Source organism: Algoriphagus vanfongensis DSM 17529 (genome assembly GCF_000429465.1).
GTDB lineage: Bacteria > Bacteroidota > Bacteroidia > Cytophagales > Cyclobacteriaceae > Algoriphagus > Algoriphagus vanfongensis.
In genome coordinates this window covers 394800-408101 of the sequence record NZ_AUBX01000010.1, presented here as the reverse complement: position 1 = coordinate 408101, position 13302 = coordinate 394800, and the positions used below count along the sequence as shown (strand labels likewise).

At 42.2% G+C, this 13302-nt stretch carries 10 protein-coding genes; 7 read left to right on the top strand and 3 right to left on the bottom strand.

What is annotated here, in order from left to right:
• The first annotated feature begins 173 nt into the window (after positions 1 to 173).
• From G460_RS0106970 to G460_RS0106960, 3 genes are read left to right on the top strand one after another with little or no spacing between them, the layout of a single operon-like run.
• Positions 174 to 1082, top strand: coding sequence for an App1 family protein phosphatidate phosphatase (locus tag G460_RS0106970; protein ID WP_169817502.1), 909 nt, complete (start codon positions 174 to 176; stop codon positions 1080 to 1082).
• Positions 1079 to 1966, top strand: coding sequence for a diacylglycerol/lipid kinase family protein (locus G460_RS21565; protein ID WP_051315952.1), 888 nt, complete (start codon positions 1079 to 1081; stop codon positions 1964 to 1966). Before G460_RS0106970 ends, G460_RS21565 begins: the two co-directional genes overlap by 4 nt.
• Before the next feature lie 58 nt (positions 1967 to 2024).
• Positions 2025 to 2837, top strand: a complete 813-nt coding sequence (locus G460_RS0106960; protein WP_026954680.1) for a 3-keto-disaccharide hydrolase — start codon at positions 2025 to 2027, stop codon at positions 2835 to 2837.
• A gap of 127 nt (positions 2838 to 2964) precedes the next feature.
• Here G460_RS0106960 and G460_RS0106955 read toward each other — a convergent pair whose 3' ends face one another.
• A complete protein-coding gene (locus tag G460_RS0106955; RefSeq protein WP_026954679.1) occupies positions 2965 to 3798 on the bottom strand; it encodes a sugar phosphate isomerase/epimerase family protein in 834 nt (277 codons plus the stop codon).
• Between G460_RS0106955 and G460_RS23160 the strand changes: the two genes are divergently transcribed.
• From G460_RS23160 to tnpA, 3 genes are all read left to right on the top strand, one after another.
• On the top strand, positions 3797 to 3964 hold the full coding sequence (locus tag G460_RS23160; RefSeq protein ID WP_157366880.1) for a hypothetical protein: 168 nt from the start codon (positions 3797 to 3799) through the stop codon (positions 3962 to 3964). The two genes, G460_RS0106955 and G460_RS23160, sit on opposite strands and share 2 nt — an antisense overlap.
• Before the next feature lie 294 nt (positions 3965 to 4258).
• Positions 4259 to 4723 carry a transcription elongation factor GreB gene (greB, locus tag G460_RS0106945; RefSeq protein ID WP_245578710.1) on the top strand — a complete coding sequence of 155 codons (465 nt, stop codon included), beginning with the start codon at positions 4259 to 4261 and terminating at the stop codon, positions 4721 to 4723.
• A gap of 377 nt (positions 4724 to 5100) precedes the next feature.
• Positions 5101 to 5562 carry an IS200/IS605 family transposase gene (tnpA, locus tag G460_RS0106940; RefSeq protein WP_026954677.1) on the top strand — a complete coding sequence of 154 codons (462 nt, stop codon included), beginning with the start codon at positions 5101 to 5103 and terminating at the stop codon, positions 5560 to 5562.
• A 1213-nt stretch (positions 5563 to 6775) separates the two neighbouring features.
• On the opposite strand, the gene G460_RS0106935 is transcribed toward tnpA, so the two are convergent.
• On the bottom strand, positions 6776 to 8089 hold the full coding sequence (locus G460_RS0106935; protein WP_026954676.1) for an SIR2 family NAD-dependent protein deacylase: 1314 nt from the start codon (positions 8087 to 8089) through the stop codon (positions 6776 to 6778).
• 499 nt (positions 8090 to 8588) lie between these two features.
• A complete protein-coding gene (purL, locus tag G460_RS0106925) occupies positions 8589 to 12272 on the bottom strand; it encodes a phosphoribosylformylglycinamidine synthase (RefSeq protein ID WP_026954674.1) in 3684 nt (1227 codons plus the stop codon).
• A 411-nt stretch (positions 12273 to 12683) separates the two neighbouring features.
• Between purL and G460_RS0106920 the strand changes: the two genes are divergently transcribed.
• Positions 12684 to 13286, top strand: coding sequence for a TetR/AcrR family transcriptional regulator (locus G460_RS0106920; protein ID WP_026954673.1), 603 nt, complete (start codon positions 12684 to 12686; stop codon positions 13284 to 13286).
• Positions 13287 to 13302: the final 16 nt, after the last annotated feature.

The window sequence follows — 13302 nt, the reverse complement described above, 5'->3', positions numbered from 1 at the left end:
GGCGGGGAACGCAGAGATTTCACAGCGGATTTGGAAACCTTCCCTTCGTTCTAACTTAAAACCTTCGTCTGGTTCAATTGTTGTTTTACCAACACTTGAAATGCTAACAAATGTCTATGTCCTTTTTAGGTTTATTTTTAGATAAGAAGAAACGTGTTGAAATCGAACCCTTTTTGGCTATTTCAAATGGGAAAGAGGTTTTTGTCAAAGGGAGGGTAGTCACATCTAAGAGGCAGAGTTTACCCAAAGCGAGAAATAATTCCCTCAGTAATATACTCGCTGCGATCCGCAGATATTCCGTTTCCAGCATCGCAGATGTGCAGGTACGGATCACTACCGGCGAGTCTCAAGTAGAGGTGCCAACAGATCAAGACGGGGTGTTTGAGTGCCTGATTGATTATTGCAAAGAAGAGCGGGTTCAAGTTGAGCTGGTCGGGAAGGAAGACTACCAGGCCGTGCCTGTTCAAAAATCCATCACCAGGCTGGGAGGGAAGCATGGCCTGATTTCCGATATCGATGACACGATTTTGATTTCCCATGCCACAGAGATCGGGAAGAAGTTTTGGCTGTCCATTTCCAAAAATGCCTACACCCGTCGACCCTTTCCAGGAGTTTCGGAGTTTTATCACAACCTGAAAGTAGAAGGAGCCTACGAGGTTTTCTATGTGTCCAGCAGTGATTGGTCCCTTTTTGATCTGATTGAGGATTTTCTGGAATACAGAAATATTCCCAAAGGGCCGATTCTACTCAAGGACAAGCATATCAATCTGAAAAATATCTGGAAATCCGGCGGCGGCAGTCATCATCACAAATCTGAAAAAATCAGGTTTTTGCTGTCCTTTTTTCCTGAAATGAATTTTGTATTGATGGGAGATAGTGGGCAGCATGATCCTGAGATCTATGCCGAGATCAAACGAGAGTTTCCGGATCGGATTCGGGCCGTTTTTATACGGGAAGTTCGGTCAAAATCCACCAATTTGCCAGAGCGAGATCAGATGAAAGATTCCTTGGGTTTTCACTTTGTCAAAAACACAGAGGAAGCCATCGAAATAGCACAATCACTTAAACTTTTCCAAAAATGAAAAAAGTAGCCTTGCTGGTTTACAACCCAAATTCGGGAGATGAACACATTCCTGTGAAGGAGCTGCAGGAGAGGATTTTGATGCACTTGAGAGGTTTTGATTTGGCGGTGTATGAGACGACCGGAACTGATGATTCTGAGAAAGTCAAGCGGGAAATCGAATCGCTCAGCCCCAGTCTGGTTCTAGCAGGAGGAGGAGACGGTACCGTGAAGCTGGTAGCGGAGGTGCTGCCGGCGGAGATTCCCCTGGCGATCTTGCCGATGGGCTCAGCGAACGGCCTGGCCAAGTGCCTGGGCATAGATTTGCTGGAGGATGGATTGGAGGCCCTTCGTTACCTGGAGTCCAGTCCCATCGATGGGGTTGAGATCGACGGAGAGCTCTGTCTGCATTTGTCCGATTTTGGTTTAAATGCCGATATGATTCATCAATTTGAGCAGGAAGGGACAAGGGGCATGCTGGGCTATATCAAGAGTTCTTTTTCGCAGATTTTTCAGGCCGAGCCGCAGCCCTTTCGGATTCGCTCGGGTGATGGGGTTTGGGAAACCGAATCCAGAATGCTGCTGATCGCCAATGGAGATCGCTACGGCACTGGAGCTATTATCAATCCCATGGGAAAGATGAATGATGGAAAATTTGAAGTAGTGGCCCATGATGTGGACAATTGGGAGGATTTTTTGAAAATCACCAAAAGCATGCTCGATGGAGATGTGCCTGAGGGCAAGGTGTTGAAGTCCTGGTCTTTTGAATCCTGTGAAATCGAAAACTTGAATCGGGCGAATTTTCAGATCGACGGAGAACTGAAAGGAAAGCCTGAAAAAGTACGAGTCAAAATCCTTCCGGGAAGATTTCAAATGATCGTAGGCAGAAATCAGGGAAATCGCTGATCTTATTTTCCGCATTTCCATTTCATTTTTCCCTATTTTACTCGCTAAACACATTGCTATGAAAAAATCTTTTACACTTTTTGCCCTGATGGCTTCAGGGATTTTCCTTCATTCCTGCGGCAATAAGCCCGATACTGTCCAGTCCGAACCGGAGCAAACTGCTCAATCAGAGTGGGTTGACTTGTTCAATGGCAAAGACTTGACGGGCTGGGTACCCAAGATCCATCATCATGAGACAGGTGACAATTATGCCAATACTTTTCGGGTGGTCGATGGCGTGATCGTGGTCAATTATGATGGCTATGAAAAGTTTGAGGACCGCTTTGGACACTTGTTTTACGAAAAGCCATTTTCTTCCTACCAACTGACTTGGATGTATCGATTCACAGATCAGTTTATGGAAGATGCGCCGAGCTATACCTATCGAAATTCCGGGGTGATGTTCCATTCCCAGGCTCCCGAAACCATTTTGAAAGAGCAGGATTGGCCGATCTCAGTGGAGTGGCAAATGTATGCTCAAGAGAAGGAAGGTGTCCCAAGACCGACTGGAAATATGTGTTCTCCGGGTACGGATATAGAATTCGAAGGAAAAATAGACCCGAGACATTGCATCAATTCCAGTGGTCCAACTTTCCAATGGGATGAATGGGTGAAAGCAGATTTGATTGTCTATGAGGATTCGATCGTTCATCACTTAGTCAATGGAGATACTGTGTTGACTTATAAATATCCTCAAATCGGCGGAGGAACAGCCAATCGATTTGACCCAGCTATAAAAGTCGATGGAACACCTCTAAAATCAGGATATATCGGCCTTCAAAGTGAGGGGCAAGGGGTGATGTTCAAAGACATTAAAATCAAAGAACTCTAAGTTTTTCATCCATCCAATTTTCTTCTTGTTGCTGATCGTGAAGGATTGATTTGGGAGCAGAAGATAAATATCAAAAAAGGCTGGATTCTTTCGAATCCAGCCTTTTTTATGCCTGTTTCTAGCTTTGTTAATTCTTCGTCGTCTCAATCACCCCACGGAAATAGCCCAGCGATTCGGCAATCCCCATAAATGGATTATCCATATTTCTTTCGTGCTCCAGGCTACAAACCCCGGTGTAGCCGACCTTTCTGATCATGCTTACCATTGCTGGGAAGTCGATGATGCCTCGACCTACCTCTAGGGAATAGCCCGATTTGGAAGGTCCTGTTACGTCCTTGATATGCATGTCAAAGACTCGGCTGTGGTATTTTTCCATATCTGCCACTGGATCTTTTCCATTCCGGGTATCATGTCCTATATCCAGACACATGCCCATTCTTGGATCTAGATCTTTGGTATGGTTCCAAACATCGTCGGCATCTTGGTAGATGGCGATATCTGGGCCATGTAAATGGATTGCGAATTTGAAATCATACTCTTTCACTTTTTCATTGACATAGGGAAGTAGCTCCACATTAGGAACTCCCACAATCAGCTTCACACCGACTCTTTTGGCATAGTCGAATGCTCTATCCACTTCCTCCTGGGTTTTCATATAGATGGGACCTACGGCATATCCAGTCACATCATGTGCTTTCAGTTTTTCATGAAAAGCTGCGATTTCAGCATCGGTGCTATTCATAGGCAAATGAAAATCTTTGATGCAGAGGTAATGTACATCCAGGGCTTTCAAAGTTTCAAGTGCCTTGTCGAGGTCAAATCTTGCAAAGGTGTATCCTGCAATTCCAACTTTGAATGTTTCGCCTGTTTCTGGCGGGAGTTGAGGTCCGGGTCTGGTTTCCTGTGCCTTGCATACGATCAAAGAGAAGGCAAATAAAAGGGTCAATAAGGTTGATTTCATGAAGGTTTTATGTGTTTATGATATATTGAAACTATTCCAAACGGCGACTTCTTTTTACGAATCAGGGTCGGAAGAAAGAAGACCGGAGACGGAAGTTTGGTACAAAAGAGCTTCCATCGGATTTTATCATTTTGGACTTTCTGTTGCCGAAACGCAGATTTTGTAGAAAATTCTTTCCTGTCAATTTAGTGAATGCAAAGCAAAGAGAGATGCTGTTGTGGTTCAAATACTGCGGAATCGTTTGCTTTGATTAGAGCCCGCCCAGCTTTGTTCCTACGCCCTGATCCGTGTAACCACGGATCGTTTTCATTGCATTTTCGCCTCGGTCCGTTTCTCCACGGACCCTTATTACATTTTCAAAAAGGCCTAGGTGAGACACATGCAGCTATTATTTTTGAATTTCGAACATCGAATGCTTAAACTTGCCGGCCCAAAAAACTCAATTACCGATATGAAAACCATGTGGATCACCCCCGAGGGATTGGAAAAGGTCAAGGAAGAACTGGATCATCTCTGGAAGGTAGAGCGTCCTGAAACCACCCAAAAAGTGGCTTGGGCGGCTAGTCTCGGAGATCGCTCGGAAAATGCGGACTACCATTACAATAAAAGGCGCCTGCGGGAAATAGACAAGCGGGTGCACTACCTACGCAAATGTGTCGATGATCTGAAGGTGATTTCCTATGCTCCTTTTCAGGAAGGAAAAGTCATGTTTGGAGCTTGGGTCGAGATCGAAAATACGAAAGGGCACAAGATCCGCCTTCGTGTAGTAGGAGGAGAGGAGATTATTCAGCGGAGGGACTATATCTCCATCGATTCACCGATGGCTCAGGCCTTGCTGAAAAAGGAAGTTGGTGAGGAAGCTGTCGTCCAAACCCCAAATGGACCGATGACCTGGAAGATTAGGGAGATTGAGTACGAGAAATAGAGAGGAGAAGGATTTCCAAATCTTCATTATTCAAAATTCATCATTCGGTGTTCGATATTTTAGAGATTAGAGATTTAGAGAATAGAGATTGGAGATTTTGAGATTCAATTGCCACTTGTCCCGTTAATTATCGGGATAGCTGGGTATCATGAACTCGAAATTCAAAAAAATAAAAAAGCCTAGTCGCAGACTACGCTTAGTGGGGCCGTCCCATTGGGACTGATAAGAAATTATTCCCAAAACAATGCCGTAGGCATGAGGGAATATTTAGCCAGCCATTTTAATGGCTGGTAATTAGGATTTTGATATAGTGTGCAAAATGCCCTAGGCATGGTCGATTTTGATTAAATTGGTTTGACCAAGAAACATGATCTAATATGCCAAACACCTATTCAAAGATGTATTGCCAAGCAGTTTTTGCAGTCAAATACAGGAAAGCAATTATCAGGGATAATTTTAAGAGCGATCTATACGGTGTAATTGGAAACCTGATCAATGAGACCGGAGCGAAGACATTAATTGTTAATGGACATTTTGACCATGTTCATTGCCTGTTCCAATTCTATCCAAAGCAAGCTGTCTCTGAAATCATGAAAAGTACGAAAGCAAAATCATCTAAATGGTTTAATGAATCGAATCTTCTTAAAGATAGGTTTGAATGGCAAGCTGGTTTCGGATCGTTTACCTATAGCGAAAGGGAGATTTCAACAATTTTTGAGTACGTAAAAAATCAGGAAAAGCATCATGAAAAGATGACCTTTAGGGAAGAATACCTCAAGATGCTAAAAGCCCATAATATTGATTTCTTACCGGAATACCTTTTTAAAGAGTTGGAATAAGTAATCGCCCGTCCCTCTGGGACTTTGCCAGATCTTTTCTCCATCCAATAGTCCAGAGGTTAAAACCTCTGGCAAGGATATGAGGGCCGTCCCGCTGGGACTCACTAATTGGCGATTTGTAGAATAAATGCCGTAGGCATGATGGAATATCTAGCCAGCCATTTTAATGGCGGGTAAAAAGGGAGTGAGGATTTTACACAAATGCCATAGGCATGACCGATATTGTTTAATGACAGTAATATTAGATTTGGCGATGAATAGATATCGTCCGTCCCTCTGGGATTTTGCCAAAGCATATATCATTCAAATAATCCAGAGGTTGAAACCTCTGGCAAGGATATGGGTCGTCCCTTCGGGACTCACTAATTGGCGAATTGTAGAATAAATGCCGTAGGCATGATGGTATATCTAGCCAGCCATTTTAATGGCTGGTAATTAGGGTTTTGATATAGTGTGTAAAATGCCCTAGGCATGGTCGATGACCTGGAAGATCAGAAAGATTGAATATGGGAAGTAAAAAGAGGTATTCGTCCAAATATTCTATCGAAAAATAGAAAAATGTTTACCTGTAGGTGAGTGGGTTCTTCTGTAGGTGAATAAAGTTTGGTTTGAACAGAACTAGTTTAGCTTTTTGCTGAACTAGTTTGCCAATTAGGTAAATCAGTTCTAGTTTTTGCAGAACTACTTCTGTTTTAAACTGAACTGGTTATGCTTCTTGGTGAATCAGTTCTATCTTTTGGTAAACCAGTTATTCTTTTTGGTGAACTGCTTCTGTTCTTTTGTGAATTGGTTTAGGTTTTAGCTGAACCAGTAAGCTTTTTGGTAGGATGGCTTTGTTTTGTGGTTGGTGGAGTAGGATATCCAGCTTGTACCATATGCGATTGCTGGAGGCAAGACAGCTTGGTAGAAATGGAGCCCTAATCGAAAAGAGAATGCCATAGGCATGATCCAAGAGCAAATCACTTGAATTCTAGCTAGGATAGTCCCTAGGGGACTCAGGAGATTCTCAGGATTCTTTTGCTACCATTCTTCCGTCCCGCTGGGACTTTTTATGAATTTTAAGTTAAATAGGTTGGTACTGGTTTGCAGCTTGGCGAAGTGGCGGAAATAGAAGCACAAATTTTCAGTTTTACACTAAAGTTCAATTGAAGAACTGAACTTGAATTTAGTACTGAACCCGCCATTTTGCCAAACTGCTGTTAGCTGTGGTTATTTATATTTTATAACTTTTCAGTATGTTGGTTAGATTTTCTTCATTTAATTCTTCCATAAAAATCATCCTTCTTCTAATGAATACTGGGAGCCTTATTGGGTCTGAGACTATGGCTATAGGAATAATCTTTATTTTTTCATCTATTTCTCTTAATGTTATTAGCTCAAATAAAGATTCTATTTCTTTCATTTTTAAAACTTCAGAATCAAAAAACATTACAACATTATCAGAACGTTCAATATTTCTATTTAAATCTTCATAGTCCTTTATTGAATCTAGTCCTATAAACCACATTTGACTTTCGATATGTTTAAATTTAGATAACGTTTTTGTGATAACATTTTCATATTTATCATGAAAGTTCTTACTCGAAATGATAAATATGTCTGATTTGAAATCAAAGTTCCTTTTTCTTGGTTTCGGTTTTATGTCTTGTTCAGAGCTATTAGTTTGTAACTCGTTTAATGCATCAAAAAAATTATCAACTTCTGAATGATTACTATCAGCTTCGTAATCAATTACTTCTAAACGTTTATCTAGCAATAATCTTCTTTTTTCGGTTAAGTTGAATTTATTATTTGGAAGAAGTATATAATGCTTATTAAGTGTTCTAGAATAGATTGTTGATAATCTATCAATTACAAAATCCATATCAATATCATTTCCACTAAAACCAACAAATAAAACGGTGTGAGTTGTGAATAAAGTTTCAAGAAAGTGTAAATATTCAGGGGTTCTAAATAAAATTTGGTTATAAGATCTACTGCCTAAAACTATTGATTCTGGTCTATCAATGTCTCCATGAATTTTAAAAAGAAAAAAATCTTCATTTCTTAATGGTGATGAAATTGTTTTTAAATCTTCCTGCGTGAATTTTACAGGAACTTGACCTTCATGTGTTAGGGCATATGCTCCTTCTAATAAACTATCATAATTAGTTGTTAGAATTGCTCTAAATGGAATTTTAAAAACATTTTTGTGAGTCGTGGTTGGAATAACCTTTCTATCTCTAAAAATTGAATTTAAAAATTCTGAAAATTCACCAAGAGAAATACACTCTTGTAATTCTTGAGCAGCTAATAGATAGTTTCCTTTTTTAATGGTGTCTTCTATTTCTTCTGGACCATTCCAAAATATTGCATTTTTTGATTTCGCGTAATCAAGTAATTCATTTAAAAATGCACCCCATAATGGTAATTTTTTTCCATTTGTTCTTGCAACTTTTGCGGATAATCCTGAGCCAACGAAAAGAATACATCTATTACTTTTTATTGCTTGAATTATTTCAGGTGGTATGGTTCCTTTAAATTTCATTATTTCTGTTGGTTTATAATCACAGCTAACTTGTTTGTTTATATGGATTTTCCGTGCTTATTTATCTGAATTGGATCGCTAAACACGGGTTTATTGGTTATTATTTTATAAGTCATCGAATGGGCTTTTTACGTTCAGGAGGTTCTTTTGACTGACATGGGTATATCCCGATAACTATTGTGACTGTGATCTTGCTACTATTAAGGCCTAGCAATTCTTGAATAAATCTTTGGTCGCCACCTCTTTCAAAAAGATAAGTTGGATAGCTGTTTTTGGCCTTTTTAGCATAATTGAATTCCATCAGAACTCTTGTCTTTTTTCAAAAATTGGGCTTCGTATAAAACTGCTTTTCATTTGATCTGAACTAAAAGTGATTCAATATATTAAAAAATGGCAAAAAAAATCCCCTCCAAATAAACTTGAAGGGGATTTTTTAGAATTTCGAATTATGATTTTTGAAGTTTGAATGCAAATCCTTTCAGACTTCAGCCTTTAGATTTCATATTTTCTCTTCTACCCAAACTTTTGCGTTTACAAATGCCTCAACCCAAGGAGTGAAGTCGTCATTTCTATCCATTGGATAATGTGCCCAGTTCCAAGGCTTCAAAGATCTCTCGATATGTGGCATAATCGCCAAGTGTCTGCCGTCCTGAGAGGCAATACCCGCTACTGCATAGTCGGAACCGTTTGGATTGCCCGGATAAGCAGCATAGCTATACTTCATTCCGATATGGTATTCGCTTTCAGCTTTAGGTAGGGAGAATTTACCTTCCCCGTGTGCTACCCACACTCCCAATTGCTGGCCAGCTAGGCTGCCAAGCATCACTGTCTTGTTTTCTGGGATAGATACATTCACAAAGCTGGATTCAAACTTATGACTGGCATTATGAAGCATTTTTGCTCTGTGGACAGGGTCTTCAGCTCCTACCAAGCCTAGCTCGACCATCAGCTGGCAACCATTACACACACCCAAACTCAAGGTGTCAGGTCTTGCGTAGAAGTTGTCAAGCGCCTGCTTTGCCTTTGGATTGTAAAGGAAGGCACCGGCCCATCCTTTGGCAGATCCCAATACATCGGAGTTGGAAAATCCACCTACGAAGACGATCATCTGCACATCTTCCAGGTTTTCACGACCTGCGATCAAGTCCGTCATGTGGACGTCCTTCACCTCAAATCCTGCCAACCAAAGCGCATAAGCCATTTCACGATCGCCGTTCACACCTTTTTCACGGATGATTGCGGCTTTCGCTTTTCCTTTCTCGCTTCTGAATGGATCGATCCCTGCTTTCGCAAAGTCACCTTTCCAAGATTTAGCAAATTCAAAAGAAAGTGGTTGGTTTTTATAGTTGTCAAAACGGTCTTTCGCCAATTGCTCACCGCTTTGCTTTTTGTCCAATAGATAAGAAGACTTGAACCAAGTATCACGAAGCTCGGAAACGTTCAATTCAAGACCTTTTCCTTCCAAGTTGACTATTCCAGAATCATTCACTTTCGCCAATTCTACAAAGTCAATTTCCTGAGCAGTCAAGAAGGCCTCAGCCTGATGATCATCTGCTACCTGAATCAAGATTCCCGGATTTTCAGAGAATAGGGCTTTTACCAAATCAGATTCAGCCAATCGATCCGCCTGCACGTCCATACCCAAGTTTTGAGTAGGGAAACACATTTCCAAAAGGGCAGTGATGATACCACCTGAAGAGATATCGTGTCCAGCCAAGATCAATCCTTGGTTGATCAGTTCCTGAATCGTTTCAAATGCCTTTGCAAAATATGCAGAGTCCTGAACGGTTGGAGTCTCAGTTCCTACCTTGTTTAGAACTTGGTAGAAGCTGGATCCAGCTAATTTCGCTGCGTCTTTGGAGAAGTCAACGTACAAGATTTTGGATCCTGCCACTGGAAGAGCCGCAGCCTTCACAGTTTTGTTGATATCAGAGCATTCACCTACGGAAGAGATGATCACCGTACCCGGAGAATAAACTACTTTTCCGTCAGGGTATTTCTGAGTCATGGAAAGTGAATCCTTTCCAGTTGGGATATTTACCCCCAATTCGATGGCAAAGTCAGAAACGGCCTGCACAGCACGGTACAATCTGTCGTTTTCGCCTTTGTTTTTAGCTGGCCACATCCAGTTGGCAGAAAGAGAAACACCTTTCAAACCATCAGAAACAGGTGCAAAAACCAAGTTGGTCAAAGCCTCGGCAATCGCCAATCGGCTACCTGCTCCAGGGTCAGCCAAAGCTGCCACAGGAGCATGTCCGATAGAAGTTGCGATTCCTTTATTTCCTGTGAAATCCAAAGCCATCACAGCCACGTCATTCAAAGGAACCTGGATTTCACCGACAGTCTGCTGAGTTGCTACTCGACCTGTTACGGAGCGGTCCACCTTGTTGGTCAACCAGTCTTTACAAGCCACCGCTTCCAATTGCAATACTTCCTCGATATAGCCTTTGATCGCCTGTGGATCATAAGCTCCTTCGGAGAAAGCAGCATGGGTGGTATTGTCTTCCAAAACTGTTTTTGGAGAGGAACCAAACATGTAAGCCAAATTCCAATCGACCGGCTTTTCTCCGTTTTTCTGATTTTCGAATTTGAAATGCATGTCTCCAGTAGTTTCGCCGACCACGTAGAAAGGAGCTCTTTCACGGTCAGATAGCTGCTGAAGGGTATCAATATCTTTGGCACCGACAACCAAACCCATTCTTTCCTGGGATTCGTTGCCGATGATTTCTTTAGCGGATAGGGTAGGGTCACCTACAGGAAGTTTGTCGATGTGGATCGTGCCTCCGGTGTTTTCTACCAATTCAGAAAGACAGTTTAAGTGTCCTCCAGCTCCGTGATCGTGGATGGAAATGATCGGGTTGTTTTCATTTTCCGCCATAGCACGGATCACGTTTGCCACTCGCTTCTGCATTTCAGGATTGGATCTCTGGATCGCATTGAGTTCGATGGCATTGGAAAGCTCTCCGGTGTTCAGGGAAGAAACCGCAGATCCACCCATCCCGATGCGGTAATTGTCACCACCCATGATGACGATTTTGTCACCAGCTTTCGGCTCGTCTTTTTTGGTGTATTTGGCATTGGTGAAGCCGATCCCACCTGCAAGCATGATTACTTTGTCAAAGCCAAATTGCTTGTCGTCTTCTTCATGCTCAAAAGTCAATACAGATCCTGCGATCAATGGCTGACCAAATTTATTTCCAAAATCAGAAGCTCCATTGGATGCTTTGATCAGGATATCCATTGGCGTTTGGTATAGCCAAGGTCTTTCTGCTAGATTTTTCTCCCAGCTTCTTCCTTTTTCAGATCTGGAGTAGGAAGTCATGTAAACTGCCGTGCCAGCCAAAGGAATGGAAGCGGTACCACCAGCCAATCTATCTCTGATTTCACCACCGGAACCTGTCGCTGCACCATTGAAAGGTTCTACGGTAGTTGGGAAGTTGTGCGTTTCAGCTTTCAAAGAGATCACGGTGTCGATTTCTCTTTGCTCAAAGAAGTCAGCTTGATGCTGGGTCTTCGGAGCAAACTGATAGGCTTTTGGTCCCTGTACGAATGCTACGTTATCCTTGTAAGCAGAAGCGATTCTGTTTGGATGTTGCTTGGAAGTTTCCTTGATCAGTTGGAAAAGTGTTTTTGGCTTTTCTTCTCCATCGATGATGAAGGTGCCATTGAAGATTTTATGTCTACAGTGCTCGGAGTTCACTTGAGAAAATCCGAATACCTCAGAGTCAGTCAAAGGACGTCCCAATTGCTTCGCTACATTTTTCAGATAGTCGATTTCCTCCTCGCTGAGCGCTAGGCCTTGTGCTTGGTTGTAGGCGGCGATATCCTCGATGTTTTGGATTTCTTCTGGCTCCAGATGAATGTCAAAGATCTCCTGATCCAGTTTTTCATAGGCTTTCTGAAGCATGGGATCGATTTGATCTCCATCTGCCATTGGGAAAAACTCTTCGATTCGCTGGATTCCCAGAATCCCCATGTTGGCGGAGATTTCCACTGCGTTGGTTGACCAGGGAGTGATCATTTCCTTGCGGGGCCCGGAGTATTTTCCGGCGATTTCGGGTGATTGGATGGGAGTGGCTTCGCCAAAGAGCCAGTTAAGTTTTGCTAAGTCTTCTTGGGCGAAAGGTTGTGGAGTCTGTACTGCGTAGACTACTTTTTGAGGGGATTCAAAGAAGAAAATCATGTCCTTGAGCTGGTAAGCTGCAAAGGTAAGGATTTGGGGCAATTGTGAAAAATGAGGATGCAAATAAAATGGCTTTCAGACAGGGCTTTGAAGAGCAGTGAGAGTGAAGCTGAACAAAATCATGAATTCTTAATTTAAGTTTTTTCGGAATGCGCTGAAAGAATGCGTGATTAGAGCCGGATTTGAGTGAGTTGGTGCGGGTGCAGTGAATTACAAGAAGACTGTCATTTTGTGACGGGATTCTACGCAGAGTGCAAAATAGACTGTTATTAAATTCCATATTTGTACGGTTTCGAGCAGAATTTGCTTTTGCGCAGTACTGTTTTGCGGAATATTATTTCAAATAAAAACTAAGGAAACTTTGACGAGGCGCATCGTTTCCTTAGTTTTGCGGAGCAAATCACAAGCGCATTGGAGACGAGAGATAAGATATTGAATTTGGCCTTGGAGCAATTTACCAAATATGGGGTGAGAAGCACCACCATGGATGATATTGCGCGACTGATGGGGATTTCTAAAAAGACACTTTATCAGGAGTTTAGGGATAAGCGGGAGCTCATTCATTCCACTTTTTCCTTACTGTTGGACGTGGAAAAGCAAGAGTTGTCGGAGATCCTGAGGGCGGATTTGGATGCCATCGACCACTTGGTGGAGGTGTCCAAGATGATTCGCCATCGGCTGCAGACCATCAATCCGCTGACGATTCTGGAGATTCAGAAGTATTTTCCTGAATCCTGGACCCTCTTTGAAGAGTTTAGAGACCGGGTGATTTTGGTCAATCTGGAAAGGATCATTGAAGAAGGCAAGCAAAACGGCTACTTCCGCACCGAGGTAGATACGGGGATCATGGCCCGGATGCGTGTCAATCAGATTTCCAGTGCGATGGATCCTGCCAAGGTGGCAAATCCGGACTACGACTTGGTCGAAGAACAATTACAGACGATGGATCATTTTCTCCATGGTATATTTACAGAGAAAGGAAGAGAGGCTTATCGGCTTCAGAAAACCAAATAATTGATTGAATAGTTGA

Excerpts from the sequence above, each read along its gene's own strand:
- G460_RS21565 (WP_051315952.1), top strand. The coding sequence starts at position 1,079 with ATGAAAAAAGTAGCCTTGCTGGTTTACAACCCAAATTCGGGAGATGAA.
- G460_RS0106960 (WP_026954680.1), top strand. The coding sequence starts at position 2,025 with ATGAAAAAATCTTTTACACTTTTTGCCCTGATGGCTTCAGGGATTTTC.
- G460_RS23160 (WP_157366880.1), top strand. The coding sequence starts at position 3,797 with ATGAAGGTTTTATGTGTTTATGATATATTGAAACTATTCCAAACGGCG.
- G460_RS0106955 (WP_026954679.1), bottom strand. The coding sequence starts at position 3,798 with ATGAAATCAACCTTATTGACCCTTTTATTTGCCTTCTCTTTGATCGTA.
- greB (WP_245578710.1), top strand. The coding sequence starts at position 4,259 with ATGTGGATCACCCCCGAGGGATTGGAAAAGGTCAAGGAAGAACTGGAT.
- tnpA (WP_026954677.1), top strand. The coding sequence starts at position 5,101 with ATGCCAAACACCTATTCAAAGATGTATTGCCAAGCAGTTTTTGCAGTC.
- G460_RS0106935 (WP_026954676.1), bottom strand. The coding sequence starts at position 8,089 with ATGAAATTTAAAGGAACCATACCACCTGAAATAATTCAAGCAATAAAA.
- purL (WP_026954674.1), bottom strand. The coding sequence starts at position 12,272 with ATGATTTTCTTCTTTGAATCCCCTCAAAAAGTAGTCTACGCAGTACAG.